Source organism: Streptomyces africanus, assembly GCF_030816955.1.
GTDB lineage: Bacteria > Actinomycetota > Actinomycetes > Streptomycetales > Streptomycetaceae > Streptomyces > Streptomyces africanus.
In genome coordinates this window covers 938612-961192 of record NZ_JAUSYP010000001.1, presented here as the reverse complement: position 1 = coordinate 961192, position 22581 = coordinate 938612, and the positions used below count along the sequence as shown (strand labels likewise).

Below are 22581 nucleotides of genomic sequence, written 5' to 3'. Positions count from 1 at the left end.
CATGGGAGCGCACGGTTCGCACGAGGTGCGGGAGCCGCGGGCGGCCGCCGCACACGCCGGCGGACCGACGCTGACCGCCGAGATCCGGCGCGTCCTGGCCCGCGTCGACGCCCACGCGGAGCGGGCCGGGGCCGGTGGGGACGGGGCGTCTCGAGCAGCTTCCGCGGCTGGGGCGACTTCCGTCTCGGGGTCGGCTCCGGCGTCTGGGGCCGCTGCGGCCGCGGGGTCGGCTCCGGGCCCTGGGGCGGCTTCGGCCTCCGGTCCGCCTTCGGCATCCCCAGCCGGGGACAGCGGTGGCGCGTCCGGGGACACCTCGGTCGCGGCAGTCGCTGACGGCACCGCCGGTCAAGGAGCCGCCCCGGTCGCCGCCGCCGGCCCCGGGACCGCCGCCCTCGACGCGCTCGTCACCTGCTTCGGGCTCACCCCCTTCGAGCGCGACCTCGTCGTACTCACCGCCGCTCAGGAACTCGAACCCACGACCGCCGCCCGCTGCGCCGCCGCGAGCGCCGACCCCGAGCGGGCCCACCCGACCTTCTCGCTCGCCCTGGCCGCCCTGGCCGAACCCCACTGGAGCGCCCTCACCCCGGTGTCGCCGCTGCGCCGCTGGCGGATCGTCGAACTGGAGGACGAGACACGGCTGACGACCTCCCGGCTCCGGCTCGACGAGCGCATCCTGCACTTCCTGCTCGGCTCGCCCTACCTGGACACCCGGCTGCACGGCCAGGCGCGCCGCACCCCCGTGCCGGACCGGTTGCCGCCGTCGTACGACGTGGCCGCGAGCCGGGTCGCGGCGGGCTGGGCGGACGGCGCCCGGCCGGACGCCCCGCTGCTCGTCGAGCTGGTCGGCGGCGACCTGCGCAGCCGTGCCGACATCGCCGCCGCGGGTGCCGCACGCGCCGGACTCGGCCTGTACACCATGAGCGCCGAGGACATCCCCACCGACGCCGCCGAGCGCGACCGGTTCGCCCGGCTGTGGCAGCGCGAGGCGATCCTGCTGCCCGCCGCGCTGCTGGTCGAGGCCGGCGAGCTGGACCGGGACCAGCAGGCGGCGACCGAGGCGTTCCTGGCCGGGGCCGCCGTACCCGTCGTTGTGTCCAGCGCCGACCCGCGCCGCAGCGACCGCCCGCACGGCACCCGCGTGTCCGTGCCGCCCCTGGACGACGACGAGCAGTTCGCCCTGTGGGCCGACGCCTTCCGGGACGTGGCCGACCTCGACGACGGCGAGCTGTGGTCGCTGGTGTCACAGTTCCAGCTGCCCCCGCACGTCGTGCGCTCCGCCGCCGCCACCGTACGGCGCGAACTGCCCTACGAGGACGAGCTGGACGCCGTACAGCTCGCCTGGCGGGCCGGTCTGGACGAGGCCCGTATGGGCATGGACGAGCTGGGCCGCCGTATCGAACCGCGGGCCGGCTGGGACGACCTGGTGCTGCACGAGCGGCAGACGAACGTCCTGCGGGAGATCGTCGCGCATGTACGGCAGCGCGCCACCGTCCACCAGGAGTGGGGATTCGCGCAGACCCTGCGCCGCGGCCTCGGCGTCACCGCGCTGTTCGCGGGCGGCTCCGGCACCGGCAAGACGCTCGCCGCCGAGGTGATGGCGAAGGAACTCGGCCTCGACCTGTTCGTCATCGACCTCTCCCAGGTCGTCAGCAAGTACATCGGCGAGACCGAGAAGAACCTCCGCCGGGTCTTCGACGCCGCCGAGGCGGGCGGCGCGCTGCTGCTGTTTGACGAGGCCGACGCCCTGTTCGGCAAGCGCAGCGAGGTCAAGGACAGCCACGACCGGTACGCCAACCTCGAAGTCAGCTATCTGCTCATGCGGATGGAGGCCTACCGCGGGCTCGCCATCCTCACCACCAACATGAAGAAGGCCCTGGACAACGCCTTCCTGCGGCGCATCCGCTTCGTCGTCGACTTCCCCTTCCCGGCCGAGCACGAACGCGCCGAGATCTGGCGCCGCGTGCTGCCGCCGCAGGCACCGGTCAAGGATCTCGACCCGCGGCTGCTCGCCCAGCTCACCGTGGCGGGCGGCTCGATCCGCAACATCGCCCTGTCCGGGGCGTTCCTGGCCGCAGAGGAGGGCGAGGCGCTGCAGATGCGGCACATGGCCGCGGCGGCCCGGACCGAATACCTGAAGCTGGAGCGCTCCTTGACGCCGACGGAGGTGCGCGGATGGGTGTGAGCCGGGACGGCAGCAGCCGGAACGCGGGCAGAGACCGGGAGCAACAGGGGAACCGCACGCCGAGCGCGATCCGGGTGGACATCGGCGAACTCGTCCTCGACGGCTTCCGCGTGGACCCGGACCGGGTCTCCGCCGCCTTCGAGCACGAACTCGACCGGCTGGTCCGTGAACACGGCGTACCGATGGCGGCCGACGGCCCCCTGACCCTGGACACGCTGAGCGGACTGCCGCCGCTGCCCGCCGGGCTCTCCTCGCGCCGGCTCGGCCAGGAACTGGCGCGCGCCGTGCACTCCGGGCTCTCCGGCCGCGGGGAGGTGACGCGATGAGCGCGTCGCCGACCCAGGACTCCCGTTCCGGACAGTCCGCCGAGCAGCGCCGCCGCAAGCGCCGGGAGAAGGCGGCCAAGGCACGCAGCCCGGAGCCCAAGAACATCGTCAGCGGCGCCGGGCAGCCCCTGGACGCGGGTGTACGGCGGGACCTGGAGGAGCAGCTCGGGCACGACCTGAGCCGCGTACGACTGCACACCGGACCGGAGGCCGGGCAGCTGACGGAGCTGCTCGGCGCGGACGCGGTCGCCGTCGGCCAGGACGTCTTCTTCCGCGAGGGTGCCTACCGCCCCGGCACTACGGAGGGCCAACGGCTGCTCGCCCACGAGCTGTTGCACACCGTGCAGAACCCGCACGGCCTGGGCGCGCTGCGGGCCGGGCGCGAGCTCGGCGCGGTCAGCCTGCCGCAGCAGGCCATCGAGCAGGAGGCCGAGTCCGTCGCGAAGGACCTCGCGCGCCCGGAGGCCGCGGGCAACGAGCAGTCCGCCCCGGACGCCCCGGAGCTGGAGGCGGGGCAGGCGACGCCGGGCTGGCTGCGGTACGCCACCGTGGACGCGGACCGGAACCGGCTGGAGCAGATCGACCCGGCGACCATGCTGGACCGCCTGGCGAACTCCGTCGTACGGTCGCTGCGCGCCGACCCGGAAGACCTGTCGAAGCGCACGCGTCAGCAACTGGTGCGGCTTCCCGAGGAGTTGCTCGACCGGGTCCTGGAGCGCCTGGAGGACAGGCTGCTCGGCTCGGAGCAGGACAAAATACTGGACCTCGTCGAGGAGATCGAGGCCGACGCGGCACTCGGCGGTGACGTGGAGCGTCCGCCGCTGGACGCCCCGGCCGTCGAGCCCGACGCGGCGGAGGAACTGCGGCAGGAGCGGGAGAGCGAGCAGCGCTCCGTCGAGGAGGAGCAGGCCCGGGCGCAGCGTCCGGCCCTGGCACCCGGACCGGAGAAGGACCGTGCCGAGGGGGAGGACGCCCCTGGCAGCACCCCGCAGAACGGCGGGACGGTGGAGAGCGGGAGTACGCCGCAGGGCGGGGGAGCGCCGCGGGGGCGGCAGGAGCCCGAAGCGGCCGGGGGCCAGAAGCCCGGAGCGGCCGGGCGTCAGGAGGGTGCGTCGTCGTCCGCGTCGCAGGAGCAGCCGGGGCAGGCCGAGGGCCGGCGGGCTGCCACGAGCGAGCCGGCCGGCGCCTCCGCCGGGGCCGCCGGGCAGGCCCGGGAGCAGAAGTCCGAGAGTCCCGGTGCAGGTGCCCGGGAGGGCAAGCAGGCCGGCGGCCAGGACAAGCAGGGCGCGGAGGGTGAGGAGGAGACCAGCCGGCAGGGCGCTGCCGCCGCGAGCAGGGAGGAGTCCGCGGCCAGGAACCGCCCCGGAGCGGCCGAGCAGTTCACGGCGGGTCAGAAGCCGAAGCAGGAGGACAAGGGCGGCAAGGACAAGCCCGCCGGTTCGGCCACGTCGGCGGGCAAGGACACCGAGCTGCCCGGCAGGACGAGCCGGCTCGACGGCGTGCGCAACCAGGATCTCGAAGGGCCCGAGGAGACCGCGCAGGACGACCCGTTCGGCTCGGGCAGCGAGTCCGAGGTGGACGTCGGCGGCGCCGAGGAGAGCGCCTGGGACGTCAAGCTCCAGCCGGAGGACTTCCTGCCGGAGCAGGACCTGGACGTGTCCCGCGTGCCGACCGTGGACCAGCTCGACCCGTCCTCCGCCGGCGGGCAGTCCGTCCCGTCGTTCCCGGCTCCCCCCGTGACCAAGGCCGACAAGGTGCAGGCCGAACGTGACGCGGAGGACGCCGAGGACGAGGCGGCCGAGCTGGAGCCGGAGGAGGACGACGCCGCGGCGCCCACGGGGCCCGACCCGTCGGTGGAGACCGAGGGCGGCCCGGGAGACGGCCTCCTGGGCAGCTTGAGGGCCGAGCGGGACGCCGAGTCCCGGCCCGGCCCCGGCGCACCGTCGAAGGACCCGAAGAGCGGAGACGACCCGAAGGCGGGGCCCGTCGCCGCGCAGAAGACGGTCCAGGAAGCCCCCGGCGACTCCGAGGGCGGCGGTGCGGAGAAGGAGACCGCCGCCAAGGAGGAGCAGAACACCCGGGCCGCGGGCGACAAGGACCAGGGCGCGCAGGAGAAGCAGTCCCAGAAGGCGGCGGGCGGTACGGCGGCGGCGCCGGAGACCGCGGGCAAGGGCGAGCAGAAGCAGCCGGACACGGCGACCAAGGGCAGCGCCACCACCGGCCGGGCGCAGGAGGGTGCCGGCGGCCCGGCGAGCGGCGGGGAACCGTCGGCGGACGCGAAGTCCCCGTCTCCCGCACGGGATACGCATGTCACGGGCGGTTCCAACGCGGACACCCCGGGCGGCGCGAGCAACGAGGCGGCCGGCCGGACGCAGAGCGGATCGCCCGACGCGGGGCCGACGAGGAGCGAGGACTCGGCGCCGGCGGCCGCGTCACCCACGAAGGCGCCGGAGGCTCCGGCTCCCGCCGCACCTGCTTCGGCACCGGCGCCGAAGGAAGCCCCCGACGAAGCCCCCAGAAACGCTCCGAAGGCCTCGAAGGAGGCACCGGAGCCCAAGGCCGCGCCCGCGCCCAGGGCACCGCGGGGCGGAGGCGCCGGCAGTGCTGCCGGTGGTGGCGGTGGTGCCAAGGGCTCCGCGTCCGGCAAGGGCAAGAAGAAGGACTCGGCACCGGCGCCGAACCTCTCCCAGGTCTCCCCGGAGGCCGGCCTGTCCACCGCCTCCAAGCTCAAGCCGCACAAGGCGCTTCAGGCGATGGGCGGCGTCGGCGGCGCGGTGGACCGCACGGTCGGCGACGAGCACCAGCAGCTCGCCGCCGCGCCCCCCTCGATGCAGCGCCCGGCGGGCGCGCCGCAGACCCTGGAGGGCAAGCCGAAGGCCGGCGCACCCGCGCAGTACTCGCAGGACCCGGCGCAGAAGTCCGAGGCACCCAAGGACGAGAAGGCCGAGGTCAAGGGTGAGAAGAAGCCCGAGGGCCAGATCGAGGCGGAGAAGGCCGAGGAGCCCGGCGGCTGGGACACCTTCAAGATGGCCCTGGGCTTCGTCGGCGCGAAGATCGTCAACGGGGTCACCAGCTTCTTCGGCGCCGACGAACCGGTGGTGGACCCGCAGGAGCTGGCGGCCAAGTTCGCCGGGCTGCCCACCAAGGACGAAGCCCTGAAGCAGGCCCAGGCCGGCAACGCGCCGGGCGTGCAGATGCAGGGCGCCGCCGAGCAGACGGCCGGCGAGCAGGGCGCCGCGGTCGACAGCAAGGGCCAGGAGACCGTCGCGACGGGCAAGGACGACGCCGCCCGCCCGATGGGCGAGAACCAGGTCTACCCCAACGCTCCCAAGGAGCAGTTGAAGGGGAAGGTCCCGGGGCAGCAGGGCGGCAAGGGCGGTGTGTCCGGGGGCGAGGGCGCGGGGACCGGCGCCGTGCCGGCCGAGGCGGCGTCCGAGGTGGCGGAGCACGACCGCGGCCCGGAGTTCCAACGGGCGTTCACTCAGGGCCAGAAGGGCATGTCCGAGGGCCGCCAGGCCAAGGACCGGGACTTCCGCGACGCGCAGCACAAGCACAGGCAGAAGGTCGACAGCGAGGTCGGCAAGAACACCGCCGCGCAGACGAGCGAGCGCGGGAAGGCCCTCGACGAGGTCACGTCGCAGCGTGCCGACTGGCGCACCGAGCAGGACGAGGAGCTCAAGAAGCTCGGTACGAAGAAGTCCGAGAAGCACGAGAAGGTGCGCAAGGACGTCAAGGAGCGGGAGAAGAAGACCGACGACGACGTCGAGCAGGAGAAGAAGGACAGCGACACAAAGATCCAGGAGAAGGCCACCGCGGCGGAGTCGGACGCGAAGAACAAGACCGACACGGCCGCCAAGGAGTCCGGCAACTGGGTCACCAAGGCCTTCGAATGGCTCAAAGAGAAGGTCATCGAGATCAAGAACGCGATCGTCCGGATCATCCGGGCGGCGCGTGACGCGGTCGTCAACTTCATCAAGAACTTCAAGGAGAACGCCGAACGCTGGATCAACGAGGCCCGCAGGTTCATCGTCGACACGGTCAAGAACCTGATCAACGACCTGATCGAGTTCGCCAAGGCGATGGTCCGGGCCGTCATCGAACTGGCCCGCCGCATCAGGAAGTTCATCACCGACCTCATCGCGGCGGCGATCGCGTTCGTCACGAAGCTCGCGGCGCAGCTGAAGCAGATCATCTCCGATCTGCTGGACGCCATCGCGAAACTGCTGAGCGACATCCTGAACATCCTCAAGAAGATGCTCATGGACGTCGTCAAGGCGGTCGTGGACGCGGTCAGGACGGTGCTCGACTACGCCTCGAAACTCCTGGCCGGGCTCGGCGAGTTCATGATGATCGCCGTCGACTTCCTCTCCGACCCGGGCGGCTGGCTGAGCGGCGCGAAGAACTCGGCCGTGGACGGTGCGAAGAACCACCTCTTCCGCGAGGTCCAGGCGGCGGTCAAGTCGTGGTTCCAGTCCAAGATCGAAGAGATCATCGGCATCCCGAGGGCGATCCTCGACAAGCTGATCAAGGGTGGCTTCACCCTGGAGAAGATCGTGAAGGAGACGTGGGACGCCATCGTCCCGCAGCTCCCCTTCATCATCGGCGAGATCGTCATCACCAAGGTCATCGCCAAGCTGATCCCCGGCGCCGGCTGGGTCATGGCGGTCATCGACGCGATCCGCACGGCCATCGGCGCCCTCGGCGAGATCCTGCGCGCCATGGGCGCGGTCCTCGACTGGCTGAAGGCGGTCCGCCAGGGCGGCGCGGGCGTCCTGTTCGCCAAGGCGGTCGCGGCGGGCATCGTCGCGCTCCTCGAACTGGCCTACGAGGCGCTTCTGAGCGGCATCGGCAAGTACGTCGCGAAGGTCGGCCGCCGCCTGAAGGGCGTGGCGGCGAAGCTCGGCAAGCCGGACAAGGCCGGCGACAAGCCGAAACCCGCCCGGGGCGACGACCCGAAGCCGGCCCGTCCCGCTTCCACCGACACCCTGCCGAAGCCGGGCAGGGCCACGGGCCCCGGCACGAAGCCGAACGCGAAGCCGGAGCCGAAGGCGGACCCGAACAGGCCGACGACGAAGACACCGGCCAAGGACCAGGACACGACTCCGGGCAAGCCCAGGTCGGACAAGCCCGTCGACCCGAGGAAACCCACGGCCCCGGACACGCCGGCCCGCCAGAAGACGGACAAGGCCCCCGACTCCAGGCCGGACACGCGCCCGACGCCGGCGCCGAAGCCGAAGCCTGAACCCAAGCCGAGGCCGAAGCCCGAGCCGGACACGAAGCCGAAGCCGAAGGACGACACCCCGGGCAAGCCGAGAGACGGCAAGGACACGACCAAGCCGAAAGACGACTCGCCCGACAAGCCGAAGGACCAGGACGCTCCGGCCAAGCCTAAGGAAAGTGACGTATCCGGAAAGCCCAAGGGCCAGGACACTCCGGGCAAGCCGAAGAACCAAGAGCCTCCCGGCAAAGCAAACGACAAGACCGGCACGGACAAACCGAAGGACAAGGCCGACAAGGACGGCCCGAGCAAGCCACGCGACCTCAAGCCGACCAACAAGGGTCCCGGCAAACCGAAGCCCAGGCCCGACAAGGCCGGTCCGGGGAGGCCCAAGCCCAAGACGGAAAAACAGAAACAGAGGGAACAGGAGAACTCCCAGGACGACCTGGGAAAGAGGCTAGCCTTGATCATCGCGCGTATACGCGCCAGGATGCTTCCGCAGCTGGACGAGGACGGCATGTGGGAGGCCGCCTTCAACCCGCAGCTCATCGCGATGAAGAATTGGTACCGGCTCACCAGTCTGCGGGCTGTGGGCGACTCGGACGTGAACGTCGTGGCCAGACTCAACCCGGCTGGCGTGGCGCTGAGGGCCAAGCGCTGGCGTGACCCACAACTACGGCAGCCGAAAATCGCCCTCAAGCAGCTACGCGAGGACGGGCTGCCCAAACCGGATCTGCCGGCCTTCAATGGAAACCAGGCGAACTCCGTCGAGGCGCGGTTCCTCAGTCGCTCCGTTCGGAACACCGGTGAAACCCCGGGTTCCCACAGCAACCCGCCCGGCTGGGATTACATAACGTCGAACGGGCTCTCCGCGGATTCTGCCTGGGTGCGCATGCACCTCCTCCCGGAAAAACTCGGAGGCATGGCATCGAACAACAACCTCGTTCCAGCTCCTGGCTACTCCGTGAACACCCCGATGAACAACCAGCTCGAGAACCTTGCCTACGTGGACATCGCCGGCGAGAGGCAGATGATCTGGTACAAGTCTGTTGTTGATTTTCACCCTCTCCAGAAAGACAGCGCGGGAGTGCTCCTCAAAGGGTTCCCGCAACGGATCACTTCCAGTTATGGCGAATACGACCACATAAAGGGTACGGGGAAGTATCGAGGCGACTGGAAGCCGCATACCAAAGCCAAGCGAACGACGTCCATCGGAAATATACGGCTCCCGTCACCGGACGAGCGCAGGCAACTCTTCATCAACTCCGCAGGAGCCAAGACCATCTTCAATCACCTCGGCGGAAACTCGGATCTCACCCGCCCCTGGGGGCAGATTTCCCGATACATCGCTGGGCTGAGCACGAGTGGCGAGAAGAGAACCACCGTAAAGTACGGCCACGAAGTGCCGGACGGTCATCCGCACTACTACTCGGTTTCCGATGTTAAACGTTATCTGGACACCAGGAAGGCAAGCATGTCGGACGAGGTGCGACGGCTGGTCAATCCCGCTCTCGCGAAGCTCAAGCAGCTCGCCAGGGCAGGGTTCATCGACTGGAAGAACTAGCCAGGAGGAACAGATGCCCACTACATTCCAAACGCGCGCCCGCGAGGCCTTCGAAGAGGTACTGTCCACAGCTGAGTTCGTCGTGGAGAAGTCCGAGATCGAGAGCGAAGGGAATCGCCCTCTCACTGCAAAGGATGCGGAACTCGTCAGCCTTTACATGGGGCCTGATGCTGTTGACCAGGTGGCGGACCATCTACTCGACGCCGAGCAGATCCACCTCTCCTGGCACACTCCCGATCACGGGGTGTACGGAGAGTTCGTGTTCAAGGATCTGAGGACCTGCCTGTCGGGTCTTTACATGCCCTATACCGACGAACGGCTTGCCCCTGCGGAGCAGTTGGTGATGGACGAGATCAAAACGTTGGAGGAATCACCAGGTTCTGGCCGCCTCACAGCACTGCGTGTTTCCATGGACATGACGCCGTGTCGCGAACTCTGGTTTTACGACATGAATCAACAGCGGTTTGAGCTACTGGACCTCAATTACTCGTCGTATGCGGACACAATGCTCCTCACGAAAGGGATTCCTGGCTGGCAGTATTTGTACACCGATGTGCGATTGGATGGAGGCGAATTTCGTCACCTCGCCAGCCAGTTGGAACGTTCCCTGGACGCGCTTGAAGCAGTATTTCCCGCCCACGACTACAGCGTCCTCCGGGAACGCATGGAGGCGCGCCGATGACCCGCTACGCAGACATCCCCAAACCCATCCGCTCCGGCATAGTCCTCGTGGACCCCGAACGCGGTACCCCCCAACGCATCATCGTCCTCCAGTTCAACCCCGACACCCTGGAACGCAGCCTCTCGCCCCAGTCCGCCGGCGGCAGCGGTGATTCGGGCGGAGGAGGCAGCGGGAACGGGGACCGGAACGAGGCCCTCCGCCTGAAGGGCCCCGCTCAGGAGACCTGGAAGTTCACCGCCGAGATCGACGCCACCGACCAGTTCGAGATCGCCGCGCCCGACGGTATCCACCCCCAGCTCGCCGTGCTCGAAATGCTCGTGCAGCCGACCTCCGCGCAGCTCAGGGAAGCGAGCCGGCTGTCCAAGAAGGGGACCATCGAGATCAGCCCGATCGAGATGCCGCTGACCCTGTTCACCTGGGGCAGCAAGCGCGTCATGCCCGTACGGCTGACGGAGCTGTCCATCAACGAGTCCGCCTTCGACGTCAACCTCAACCCCATCCGGGCCTCCCTGAGCATCGGCCTCAAGGTGCTGACCGTCAGTGATCTGCCGCTCGGCCACCCCGGCGCCGAGCTGTACTACGCGCACCTCGCACAGAAGGAACGCCTCGCCGGCGCGGCACGCACCGCGGGGCTCGGATCGCTGGGGCTCAGGCCCGGTGACATCACGGTGGGAAGGGGCTGAGCACCGGACATGGCCGGCATCGAACCGTACGAGAGCGCGCTCGACGCGATACCGGGGGCACACCCGTACCCGCGTACCAGCCGGTATCACGACGCCGAGATCGGGGTGCACCGGCAGCCCGACGGTACCGAAGTGCGTTACACCAAGCGCCGGTTGCTCCCGCCTGTCGACGAGAGCGAGGACACGCAGGTGCACACCGTGCGTACCGGTGAGCGTCCCGATCTCCTCGCCCAGCGCTACTTCGGCGACCCCGGCCAGTGGTGGCAGATCGCCGACGCCAACCCCGTACTGGACCCGCGTGAGCTGACCGCCGAACCGGGCAGCGAGGTCGACATCCCGCTCGCCGGGCACTTCCCGCGGGGAGACCGGCGTGGCTGAACTGCCCGTGGGCCGCGGCCCCGTTCACATCACGCTGCACATGGGACCGCAGCTGGTGCGCCCCGTCCCCGCCGAGGTGACCGAGGCCCTGCTGTCCGCCCAGATCACCGCCACCGCCGGGGAGCGCAGCGGTTTCCAGCTGGCCTTCGACCTCACCAAGAACGGCCTCATCAACCGCACCCTCCTGCCCGAGGGCTTCTTCGACCCCAAGACGCGCCTCGTCGTGACGGTCACCGTCCGCGGCACGCCCGAGGTGCTGTTCGACGGGCTGATCGTGCGCCAGGAGGTCGGGGCCAGCAACCAGCCGGGCCACTCCACCCTCACCGTCACCGGCGAGGACCTGGCCCTCGTCATGGACCTGGAGGAGCGCACGGACCGGTATCCCAACATGCCGCCGTCGCAGCGGGTCCTCACCCTCCTGCGCCGCTACTCCGACTACGGCATCCGGCCCGACGTGTACACCGAGAAGGTCACCCAGCCCCCGCACCAGGACCTGCGCGTCCACTACCAGACGGGCACCGACCTCCAGTACATCAACGAGCTCGCCCGGGCGAACGGATACACCTTCTACCTGGAGCCCGGACCGGCGCCCGGACAGTCCAGCGCACGCTGGGGGCCCGAGGTCCGCCTGGGCATCCGCCAGCACGCCCTCAACGTCAACATGGACGCCCACTCCACCGTCGACCAGCTGACCTTCGCCTACGACGGGACGGCGCGGGAGGAGCCGCAGGCCCGCTGGCAGGACCCGGGGACCCGGCAGTCGACCCTGCTGCCGCAACCGCCGATCAGTCCGCTGCGGCCGCCCCTCGGGAAGCGGCCCACCCCCGCCCTGAAACGCAAGACGCTCTCCGGCACCGCCAAACAGCAGCGGGAGCAGGCCGAGGCCGAACTGCTCGCCCGGGCCGCCGTGTCCGCCGACGTCATCTCCGGTTCCGGCTCGCTCGACGTGAACCGGCACGGCTACATCCTCCAGCCGCGCCAACTGGTCGGCGTGCGCGGCTCGGGCCGTACGTACGACGGCGACTACTTCGTCAAGTCCGTCACGCACACCCTGCGCCCGGGCTCCTTCCGGCAGAACTTCACGCTCTCCCGAGAGGGCCTCGAAGCACGCAGCGCCTACGTCAGGCCCTGACCCGACCTCGAACCGAACATCACGACCAGGAGCAGTTCACATGGCGGCACCCAGCAATCGCTACCTCGGCAAGTTCCGCGGCCGGGTCGTGGACAACGACGATCCGCTGCACATCGGCCGCATCACCGTCGAGGTCCCGGACGTCCTGGGCGACGAACCGTCGACCTGGGCGCTGCCCTGCCTGCCGTTCACGGGCCCGCAGGCCGGGCAGTTCGTGGTGCCGTCGCCCGGGGCCGGTGTGTGGGTCGAGTTCGAGCAGGGCGACCCCAGCTTCCCGGTGTGGACGGGGTGCTGGTACGGGGAGCAGGCCGAGCTGCCGCCCGACGCCCGCCGGCTCGTCCAGCCGGCGTCCCAGGCCAAGCCCGTCGTGGTCCAGACACCCGAGGCGCACAAGATCGTGATGAGCGATCCGCCCGGCACCGACCAGGGGATCCTGCTCCAGGCGCAGGGCGGGGCGTACATCCGCATCACCAAGGAAGCCATCGTCATCTCCAACGGCCTGGGCGCGGAAATCACCCTGCGCGGCGACCAGGTGGACGTGAACGAGGGCCAGTTGACCGTCGCGTCCAAGCGATAGGAACGGGGGAACGAAGAACGTGTCCGGAACATCCGGGAGTCTGCTGGACAGCGCCGCCGTGATCGGCTGCCCGCACGGCGGGCGCGTCACCGCGGCCACCCCACCGGCCGGCGGCGTACGCGTCGCGGGCGCCGCCGTCGCCACCACCGCGCACACCTACGTGGTCACCGGCTGCCCGCACACCGTCGACCGGCTGCCCATGCCGTGCGTCACGGTCCGCTGGACCGCGGGCGGCAGCGGCATCACCGTCGACGGCGCGCCCGTGCTGCTCGACATCTCCGCCGCCCAGTGCTTCACCGCGGCCTTCGTCCCGCAGGGACCGCCCGTCGTCCAGGGCACGCAGCGAAAGGTCACCGTCCGATGAGTCCCACGAGCCGCGGCACCCGCCCCCGCAGCGACATCGCCTTCCCGTTCCGCGCGGACCGCCGCGGACGCACCGCGCACGCCACCCACGGCGAGCATGTCCACGACCTGATCGAGCAGTTGCTGTTCACCAGCCCCGGCGAGCGCGTGATGCGCCCCGACTTCGGCTGCGGGCTCCTCGACCTGGTGTTCACCCCCAACAGCCCCGAACTGATCAGCACGCTCGAACTCTCCGTACAGGCCTCGCTCCAGAGCTGGCTCGGCGACCTCATCGACGTCGAGGCCCTCGACGTCGTCAGCGACGACCACGTCGTGCGCGTGTACCTGTCGTACGCCCTGCGCGCCACCGGCACCCGGCACGAGGACGTCTTCGAAGGGAGGGCGGCATGACCACCGGAACCGCGTCCCGCCGAGCCCGTGTACGGGCCGCCCAGCTCAACGGAGTCGATACCGTCGAGGCCGGCGACGACGGCCTGCTGCTCACCGTCACCTTCCTCGGCAAGGCCCCGCACGGCCTCGGCCCCGAGAACGTCCGCGTCGACGGCGGCCGGCGCATCACCGGCATCACCGCCGTCGACGTCAGCGTCGAACGGGAGGAGGACCCCGAACTCGACGACCGGCTCTACGTCACCCTCGACAAGGCCGGTGACACCTCCCGCTACCGGCTCTCCCTCGTCGAGACCGACCCGTACGGACGGCCCGGCACCGAGCCGTACCGCGGCTTCGACCAGCGCTACCACAGCGCCACGTTCACGTTCCGGCCCGACTGCCCCACCCCCTTCGACTGCAAGGAGCAGGAGCAGCCGGAGCCGGACTTCCCCGCCGCGCCCGTCATCGACTACACGGCCCGCGACTACGACACCATCCGCAAGCTGCTCCTGGACCGGCTCGCCCTCACCACCCCCGACTGGGTGGAGCGCAACCCCGCCGACCTCGGCACGACCCTCGTCGAACTCCTCGCGTACACCGGCGACCAGATCAGCTACCAGCAGGACGCGGTCGCCACCGAGGCCTACCTCGACACCGCCCGCCGCCGCGTCTCCGTACGCCGCCACGTGAAGCTCATCGACTACGCGATGCACGACGGCTGCAACGCCCGCGCCTACGTCACCGTCCGCACAGCGGACGACCGGACGCTCGCCCCGGGCACCTTCCGCTTCGCCTCCGTCGACGTGCGCAGCCTCGACCCGCACGACCGCCCCGAACCGGGCACCGTCATCGACGAGAGCGAGCTCGGTGACCTCGACGAGCGCGGCTCGGTGGAGGTCTTCGAACCCGTCGTCGCCACCGACCCGCTGGAGCTGAGGGTCGCGCACAACGCGATCCGGCTGTGGACGTGGGGCGGCGAGGTGTGCACCCTGCCGAAGGGCGCCACCGCCGCCACCCTGCGGGACGCCTGGGTGGACCCCGAGACCTGCCGCGAGCGCCGGCTCGACCTCGAGCCCGGCGACGTCATCGTCCTGGAGGAGGTCAAGGGCCCGCGCACCGGCACCCCCGGCGACGCCGACCCCGCCCACCGCCAGGCCGTGCGCCTCACCTCCGTCACGCCCGGCCTCGACCGGATCGAGGACCAGCCGGTCCTGGAGGTCACCTGGGCCGCCGAGGACGCGCTGCGCTTCCCGCTCTGCCTCACCACCCGCGGCGGACGCGACTGCCTGCCCGTCGAGGACGTCACGCTCGCCCGCGGCAACGTCGTCCTCGTCGACCACGGCCGGACCCTGACCGGGCTGCCCGAGACGGTCACCGTGCCGCCCGTACCCGCCGTGACCGCCCCCTGCGACCCTCCCGCGTTCGGCTGCCGGGACACCGAGGAGGGCAACGCGCCCGCGCGGCTGATCAACGCCCTGACGGAACGGACGCAGTCGGGCCGGGCGCTCGTCCCCGACGACGTCCGCGAACTCTTCGAGGTCGTCGGCGAGCGCGCCACCGCACGCGCCGGCCTCGGCCTGGAGAGCGCCGGGCAGCGGCACGAACAGGTCGTGCCCGGCACGGCGTACGCCCAGACCGCCGCGCTGCGCACCCTGCTCGCCCAGTCCGTCTACCCGGGCATCGCGCCCCGCTTCCGCCCCGTCCTCGGCCGTACGCCCGTCACTCAGGCGGTGCCCTACCCCGACCCAGGCACCGTCGCCGCCGGGCAGGCCGAGCGGATCGCGGCCATCCCGGGCCGGATCCGGCAGCGGCTCGTCGAGCTGTGGCGCAGCGCCCGCGACCGGGACGGGCTCGGCGAGCGGGAGATCGCCGAACTCGCCGTGGTCTACGGCCTGAACGTGCTGGAACGCCTCGAACTGCGCCGCCACCCGGTCCGCGCCCTGCGCGAACTGCTGTACCGCAGCGACCAGTTGCTCGACACTAAGCTGCGCCGCGTCGAGGTCCTCGCCGCCCGGGCCCGCGCGGGCACGGTCCTCGACGGGCACATCGCCTGGGAGATCGCGCACAGCTGGGGCCCGGCCTACGCGGCCGGCCTCCACCCCGAGGAGACGGTGCTGCGCGGCTCGGCGACCTCCGCACTCGCCCAGGACCCGCGCCGGGCACTGCCCGCCGTACGCGTCCACGGCGACGACGAGACCTGGGAGCCGCGCCGCGACCTGCTCGGCAGCGGTCCGCGCGAGCGGCACTTCGTGGGCGAACCGGAGGACGACGGCCGTCTGGCCCTGCGCTTCGGCGACGGCCGGCACGGCGCCAGGCCCACGCCCGGTTCCCGTCTCACACTGCGCTACCGGCTCGGCGGCGGCACCGCCGGCAACGTCGGAGCCGAGGCCATCAACCACCTCGTCGTGCAGAGCGATTGCGAAGCCCCGGCCGTCGTCGTGCGCAACCCCCTGCCCGCGGCCGGCGGGACCCAGCCCGAACCGGTGGAGCAGGTACGCCAGCTGGCCCCGCTCGACCTGCGCCGCACCCGGCTGCGCGCCGTCACCGCCGAGGACTACGCGGCCCTCGCGGGTGAACTGCCGGGCGTGCAGCGCGCGGCGGCCGAACTCCGCTGGACGGGCAGCGTCCAGGAGGCGCACATCGCCGTCGACGCGTACGGCACCGCCGCCCCGTCGCCGGAGTTGCTCGACTCGGTCGCCCAGGCGCTGGAGACGTACCGGCGCATCGGACACGACCTCGTCGTGGGCCCCGCCCGCCTGGTGCCGCTCGACATCGCCCTGACCGTGTGCGCCCGGCCGGGCCACCAGCACGGGCAGATCCTGGCCGAGCTGTACCGCGTGCTGGGCAGCGGGCGGCTGCCGGGCGGACGGCTCGGCTTCTTCCACCCCGACGCGCTCACCTTCGGCGAACCGGTCCGGCTCAGCCGCCTGGTCGCCGTCGCCGCGGCCGTGCCCGGAGTGGAGAGCGTCGAGGTCACCCGGCTGCGGCGGCTGTACGGACAGGACCGAGGAGAGAGGGAGGACGGCGTGCTGCGGCTCGGCCCGCTGGAGATCGCCACCTGCGACAACGACCCGGACCGGCCGGAGAACGGCCTGCTGGCGATATCCCTGGGAGGAGCCCGATGACCGACCCGCACCCGGTCAACGCGACCGACGCGTGCGGCTGCGGCGGCGCCTGCCGCGGCGGCCACGACGAGCGCCTCGCGCCGGCCCCCCTGCACAACCCGCCCGGCCGCACCGCGCTGGACTACCGCGTCGGCGAGTACGGCTCCTTCCTGGCCGCCCTGCTCGACCGGCTCGCCTCACCCGCCTACCCGGCACTGAACCGGCTCACCGTCCGCACCCCGGACGACCCGGCGATCGGCCTGCTCGACGCCACCGCCGTTCTCGGCGACCTGCTCACCTTCCACTCCGAGCGCATCGCCGACGAGGCCTACATCCGCACCGCGAACGAGCACCGCTCCCTGGTGCTGCTCGGCCGGCTCGTCGGACACCGGCCGCGCCCCGGCGTCGCCGCCGCCACGCACCTGGCGTACACCCTCGAACGCGACCCGCGCGCCGAGGCCCAGAACGTGCTGATCCCGCGCGGGGCGCGCAGCCACAGCGTGCCCGCGTCCGCAGGCGAGGAGTCGCTGACCTTCGAGACCAGCCGGGATCTGACGGCCCGCTGGGACTTCAACGAGCTGAAGGTCCGCCGCCGCCGTCCCTCGCTCGTCACCCCGCAGGATCTGGAGAAGCGCTCCGAGCTCTTCGTCGAGGGCACCGCGCATTCCCTGCGGACCGGCGACCAGTTGCTGTTCGTCTTCGGGGAAGGCGCCGGCGGCGAGCGCAAGCTGGTGCCGGTGGCGGACACGCGCGTCGACCGGGACGACGGCGTCACGGCGATCTCCCTGCCGAGGTCGGCGCCGCCGAGCCTGAAGGAACTCGTCGACGAGGTGCGGCGCTGGACGGCGCTGCCCGTGGCTCCGGGCGAGCCCGGTGAGGAGCCTCCCACGCCGGAGGTGCCCAACCCGCGACCGGTCAGCCGGCTCATCGAGGACTTCGAGGACCAGGTCCTGGAGCCCTTGCGTGATGACCTGGACGGCGTGAAGACGCCCGAGCGGCTCGCGGCCCGTCTCGCGGAACCTCTCGCCCGGCTCGGTGAGGCGCAGGTGCTCGCCGAGCCGTATGAGGACGTGGCGGAGTGGTTCGAGCGGTTGGAGGCGGTGTTGGCTGAACTAGCCGAGCGCGCACGGGAGTTGGCACCTGCGCTGACGGATGAGGTGGGTGCCTCGATGAGTGGTCGGCCGTCCGCGGCGCCGTTGGGGCTGGTCGCGCAGTTCCCCGCGCCCCTTCAGGGCGACTCGCGCGCCGCCGCTCTGGAAGCCCTGGGCGCCATACTCCCCGCCCTGCGCGTCACCGCCCCGCGGGGCGCCACCACCGCCCGCCAGCTCCCGGGCACCGACACCGCCCGGCTGCTGTCCGCCCTCAACCCCGGCCTCGGCAGCCTCTACCCGGCCTGGCGCACGGCTGCCGCCCCCGGTGCCCCGCGGCTCCTGCGCGAACTGCTCGCCCTGCGCGTCACCGCGGCCCCCTTCGGCGCCACGGCCCCGCTCAAGCCGGTCCAGGACGATCGCGGCCGGGTCATCCGCACCGCCGACTGGCCGCTGACCGGAGCGGTGCTGGCCACCATGCGCGTCGTGTACGACACGGCGGGCAAGACCCCGGTCCGGGCCGAGTTCCAGTACGTCGAGGGCAGCAGCTCCGACCAGCGCGCCGAGAACCTGCCCGTCACCCAGCCGGTCACCTTCACGCTCGGGCCCGGCCAGGTCGAGCTGTCCGTGCGCTCCGGCCAGGACCACGATCTGAGCTGGCTGAACCGGCGGCCCGCCGACTCCCAGGAACCCGGCGTCACCGCCCGCCTCCACTCCGGCCTGCCCGAGCGCACGCTGTTCGTGTCCCGGCCCGACGACGAGGGACTGATCCACGTCGGCGTCCACAACGGCACGTCCGAGCAGATCGCCCTCCGGCCGGGCGCCAGTGAGCAGTTCACGCACGGCGAGCACGAGGTCAGCCTCAAGTACACGGTGGGCAGCGCCGAACCCAACGTCGAGATCGTCATCGCCACCAAGCCGGAGCCCGTCAACCGCCGCACGCTCCAGCTGGACACCGTGCACGAGGGCATCACCGTCGGCAGCTGGGTGGCCGTCCAGCGGCCGGCCAAGGGCTCCGACCACGGCGTCCCCGGCGATCCGAAGCTGGCGTTCGTCACCACCCAGGTGGTGGCCGTGCGCACGGCCGCGTACACCAACTACGGGATCACCGGCCGCGGCACCGAGCTCACCCTCGCCGACCCCTGGCTGGACGAGTTCGACGTGCTCCTGTCGCACATCCGCGACACCACCGTGCACGCGGCGGGCGAGCAGCTGCGCCTCGCCGACGAACCGCTCGGCGAGGACGTGCACGGCAACGAGATCGAACTCGCCGAGCTGTACGACGGGTTGCGCCCCGGCCGCACGCTCCTCGTCGAGGGCGAACGCAGCGACATCCCCGGCACGGCCGGAGTACGGGCCACCGAGGTCGTCACGATCGCCGCCGCCGACCCCGCCGCGGACCGCCGGATCCCCGGCGACCACGTCCACACCCGGCTCACCCTCACCGCCGACCTGGCCCACCGCTACCGCCGTGAGACGGTCCGCATCCTCGGCAACGTCGTCGAGGCGACCCACGGCGAGAGCCGCGAGGAGGCCATCGGCAGCGGCGACTCGGACCGCGTCAACCAGACCTTCGCGCTCTGGCAGTCCCCGCTGACCTGGCTCGCCGACGACAACCCCCTCGGCGCCACGCCGGTGCTGGAGATCCGGGTCGACGGTGTGCTGTGGCACGAGGTCGACAGCCTCGCCGGACGCGGCCCGACCGAGCGGGTCTACATCACCGGCTCCACCGCCGACGGCCGGACCACGGTGACCTTCGGCGACGGTGTGCACGGCGCCCGGCTGCCCTCCGGACACGAGAACGTCCGCGCCCGCTACCGCTTCGGCACCGGCAAGGCCGCCAACGTTCCGGCGGACCGCGTCACCCAGCCGCTCACCCGGCCCCTCGGCGTCACCGCGGTCACCAACCCGCGCCCGGCCACCGGTGGTGCGGACGCCGACGGCCCGGGCCTGACCCGCCGTACGGTCCCGCTGGCCGTCTCGGCCCTGGACCGGCTGGTCTCCGAGTCCGACTACGAGGACTTCGCCCGCTCCCGGGCCGGCATCGGCCGGGCCGCCGCGCGTGAACTCTTCGACGGACGGCGGCGTGTGCTGCACGTGACGGTCGCCGGCACCGACGACGTGCCCATCGCGCCCGACTCGGACACCCTGCGCGCCCTGCGCGGCGCCCTCACCGAGTACGGCGACGCGAACCTCCCGGTCCGCGTGGACGGCCGGGAACTGGTCCTGCTGCTGATCGCCGCCAAGGTCAAGGTCGCCCCCGACCACGCCTGGCGGACCGTCGAGCCGCGACTGCGGCAGGCCCTGCTGCACCGGCTCGGTTTCGAGGGCCGGGAGCTGGGCCGGCCCGCCCGCCTCTCCGAGGTTCTGGCCGCCGCCCACACCGTGCCCGGCGTCGACTACGTGGACGTCGACGTCTTCACCGGCGTGCCCGCCTCCGCCACCCCGGACGAGCTCACCGAGCTGCTCACCCGGCCCGGCCCGCCCCGGGCGACCGTCCCGGCGCACCCGGCGACGTACGACGAGAAGACCCACACCGTCCGCGCCGCCAACGGCGAGACGTTGTCGGAGATCTGCGCCCGCTACGGCGTCCCGCTCGCCGAACTCCTGCGCCTCAACCCCGACATCACCGACACCCGGCGCCTGCCCAAGGGCCGGTCGGTGTACGTCTTCCGCGGCATCCGCCCGGCCCAGCTCGCGCTGCTGTCGCCCCGGGCCGCGGACACCCTGATTCTGACGGAGGTCAAGTGATGTCCCCGGACACCCAGTCGGAGACGCCGGCCCACGGCGTGCCCAGGGAGCCGGACGGGCTCGCCGAACTGCTGCCCCGCTGGCACCTGCTGCGCGACGCCGAGGAGGGCGAGCCGCTGCGCGCCCTGCTCGCGGTGATCGCCGAGCAGCTCGACCGCGTCCGCGACGGCGTCCAGCAGGGCTATGAGGACCTGTTCGTGGAGACGGCGGCCCCCTGGGTGCTGCCGTACCTCGGCGACCTGGTCGGTTACCGCACCCTGCCCGGTTACGAGCGCGTCCTGACCACCGGCCTGCACGACGGCGGCCGGGCGGCCCTGGCCGAGGCGGTCGCCCCGCGCCGGGACGTGGCCGCCACGGTCGCGAACCGCCGCCGCAAGGGCACCCTGCACCTCCTGGAGGAGCTGTCCGAGCACGTGGCGGGCTGGCCCGCGCGGGCCGTCGAACTGTCCCGGCAGGTCGCCCACACCCAGCCGGTGAAGCTGTACGGCACCGGCACCGGCACCGGCACGCACCGCGGCGAGCGCGGCCGGCTGGTCGACCTGCGCGACGGCGCCGAACTCGCCTTCGACGGCGGCCCGTTCGCGAACAGCGCCCGTACGGTCGACGTCCGCCGCGCCGAGTCACGGCACCGGCAGGGCGGCTGGAGCCCGGCCGGCGTCGCGCTCTTCGTGTGGCGGCTGAAGGCGTACGCGCTGACCCGGACCCCGGCCTACTGCATCGACCGGGCCCGCAACCTCTACACCTTCTCGATCCTCGGCAACGACACCCCGCTGGTCACCAAGCCGTTCCCGGAGCCCTCGCCGGCGCACATCGCCGCCGTCGACAACGTGCCGGCGTTCGTCACCCGCCGTCTCCTGCACGACCGGCTGCTCGACTACTACGGCCCCGGCAAGAGCTTCGTGATCCGCCTCGACGGCGAGGACAACCCCGTACCGCCCTCGGACATCGTGATCGCCGACCTGTCCGACTGGCGCTACCGGCCGAGGCGCGGCCAGGTGGCCGTCGACCCGGAGCTGGGCCGGATCGCGTTCGGCTCGCGCTCCGCGCCCCGGCAGGGCGTGTGGGTGGACTACCACTACGCGTTCGCCGCCGACATGGGCGGCGGCGAGTACGAGCGCGACCGCGCACCCCGTCCCGACGCCGAGGTGTACCGCGTCGGACCCGGACAGCCCCACCGGCAGATCATGGACGCCTACCGGGCCTGGCAGCACGACCGCCGGGCCGACCGCACCGGCCCCGCCGGCATCATCGAGATCACGCACAGCGGCGCCTACCAGGAGCAGCTCGACTTCGACCTCGACCCGGGCGACCGGCTCGAACTGCGCGCCGCCGAGGGCACGCGCCCGGTCATCCGCCTGCTGGACTGGTACAGCAACCGCCCCGACGCCCTCAACATCCGCGCGGTCTCCGACGACTGCGCCCCGCACGAGCGGCCGCGGGTCGTCCTCGACGGGCTGCTCGTCGCCGGACGCGGCATCAACGTGGCGGGGGCGGTGGGCGCCGTCGTCGTACGGCACAGCACGCTCGTGCCCGGCTGGTCCCTGGAGCCCGAGTGCGAGCCGCACTCGCCCGAGGAGCCGAGCATCGTCCTGGACCGCACCACCGCATGCCTCCAGGTCGAGCACAGCATCCTCGGCACCATCGAGGTCATCGGCGACGAGGTGGGCGAGGACCCCCTCGACATCCACATCCGCGACAGCATCCTCGACGCCACCGCCGACGACCGCGAGGCCCTGTCCGCCCCGGACTGCCGCCAGGCCCACGCCGTGCTGCACCTGCACCGCACCACCGTCATCGGCGAGATCCACACGCACGCGGTGAAGATCGCCGAGAACAGCGTCGTCACGGGCCGGCTCCACGTGGCCCGGCGCGGCATCGGCTGCCTGCGCTATTCCTACGTCCCCACCGGCTCGCGCACCCCGCGCCGGCACCGTTGCCCGGACAGCAAGCCGTTGTTCACCTCCCAGCGCTACGGCACGCCCTGGTACGGGCTGCTCGCCGACCCCAGCCCCGAGGGGATCCGGCGCGGTGCGGACGACGGCGCCGAGCTGGGTGCCTTCCACGACCTGTACCGGCCGCAGCGCGAGGACGGCCTGCGGGCCCGGCTCGCCGAGTACACGCCCGCGGGCACCGACGCCGGGATCTTCTTCGTGACGTGAGCCGC

The 22581-nt window shown here is 71.9% G+C and carries 13 protein-coding genes; all 13 read left to right on the top strand.

Features of this window, described 5'->3' with window-relative positions; genetic code table 11:
* Position 1: 1 nt before the first annotated feature.
* The 13 genes from QF034_RS04625 to QF034_RS04565 are packed head-to-tail and all read left to right on the top strand — an operon-like array spanning position 2 to position 22576.
* Positions 2–2182 (top strand): ATP-binding protein, encoded by a 2181-nt coding sequence (locus QF034_RS04625; RefSeq protein ID WP_307173707.1) that lies wholly within the window; start codon positions 2–4, stop codon positions 2180–2182.
* The gene (locus QF034_RS04620; RefSeq protein WP_307173706.1) at positions 2173–2508 is read left to right on the top strand and encodes a hypothetical protein; all 336 of its coding nucleotides are present in this window, start codon (positions 2173–2175) and stop codon (positions 2506–2508) included. The genes QF034_RS04625 and QF034_RS04620 overlap by 10 nt, the downstream gene beginning before the upstream one ends.
* Positions 2505–9290: an eCIS core domain-containing protein gene (locus QF034_RS04615; protein ID WP_307173705.1), complete on the top strand. Its 6786-nt coding sequence runs from the start codon at positions 2505–2507 to the stop codon at positions 9288–9290. The genes QF034_RS04620 and QF034_RS04615 overlap by 4 nt, the downstream gene beginning before the upstream one ends.
* 13 nt (positions 9291–9303) lie before the next feature.
* Entirely contained in the window at positions 9304–9972 is a 669-nt protein-coding gene (locus tag QF034_RS04610; protein ID WP_307173704.1) for a hypothetical protein, read from the top strand.
* Positions 9969–10655, top strand: a complete 687-nt coding sequence (locus tag QF034_RS04605) for a hypothetical protein (protein ID WP_307173703.1) — start codon at positions 9969–9971, stop codon at positions 10653–10655. The genes QF034_RS04610 and QF034_RS04605 overlap by 4 nt, the downstream gene beginning before the upstream one ends.
* A 9-nt stretch (positions 10656–10664) precedes the next feature.
* Positions 10665–11033: a LysM peptidoglycan-binding domain-containing protein gene (locus QF034_RS04600; protein ID WP_307173702.1), complete on the top strand. Its 369-nt coding sequence runs from the start codon at positions 10665–10667 to the stop codon at positions 11031–11033.
* Positions 11026–12165: a hypothetical protein gene (locus QF034_RS04595; protein WP_307173701.1), complete on the top strand. Its 1140-nt coding sequence runs from the start codon at positions 11026–11028 to the stop codon at positions 12163–12165. The genes QF034_RS04600 and QF034_RS04595 overlap by 8 nt, the downstream gene beginning before the upstream one ends.
* Before the next feature lie 40 nt (positions 12166–12205).
* On the top strand, positions 12206–12742 hold the full coding sequence (locus QF034_RS04590) for a phage baseplate assembly protein V (protein WP_306969243.1): 537 nt from the start codon (positions 12206–12208) through the stop codon (positions 12740–12742).
* Between the two features lie 19 nt (positions 12743–12761).
* Positions 12762–13106 carry a hypothetical protein gene (locus QF034_RS04585; protein WP_307173700.1) on the top strand — a complete coding sequence of 115 codons (345 nt, stop codon included), beginning with the start codon at positions 12762–12764 and terminating at the stop codon, positions 13104–13106.
* Entirely contained in the window at positions 13103–13495 is a 393-nt protein-coding gene (locus QF034_RS04580) for a GPW/gp25 family protein (RefSeq protein ID WP_010037478.1), read from the top strand. Before QF034_RS04585 ends, QF034_RS04580 begins: the two co-directional genes overlap by 4 nt.
* Entirely contained in the window at positions 13492–16599 is a 3108-nt protein-coding gene (locus QF034_RS04575; RefSeq protein ID WP_307173699.1) for a putative baseplate assembly protein, read from the top strand. The genes QF034_RS04580 and QF034_RS04575 overlap by 4 nt, the downstream gene beginning before the upstream one ends.
* A complete protein-coding gene (locus QF034_RS04570) occupies positions 16596–20417 on the top strand; it encodes a putative baseplate assembly protein (protein WP_307173698.1) in 3822 nt (1273 codons plus the stop codon). Before QF034_RS04575 ends, QF034_RS04570 begins: the two co-directional genes overlap by 4 nt.
* Positions 20417–22576 (top strand): hypothetical protein, encoded by a 2160-nt coding sequence (locus tag QF034_RS04565; protein ID WP_307173697.1) that lies wholly within the window; start codon positions 20417–20419, stop codon positions 22574–22576. The genes QF034_RS04570 and QF034_RS04565 overlap by 1 nt, the downstream gene beginning before the upstream one ends.
* Positions 22577–22581: the final 5 nt, after the last annotated feature.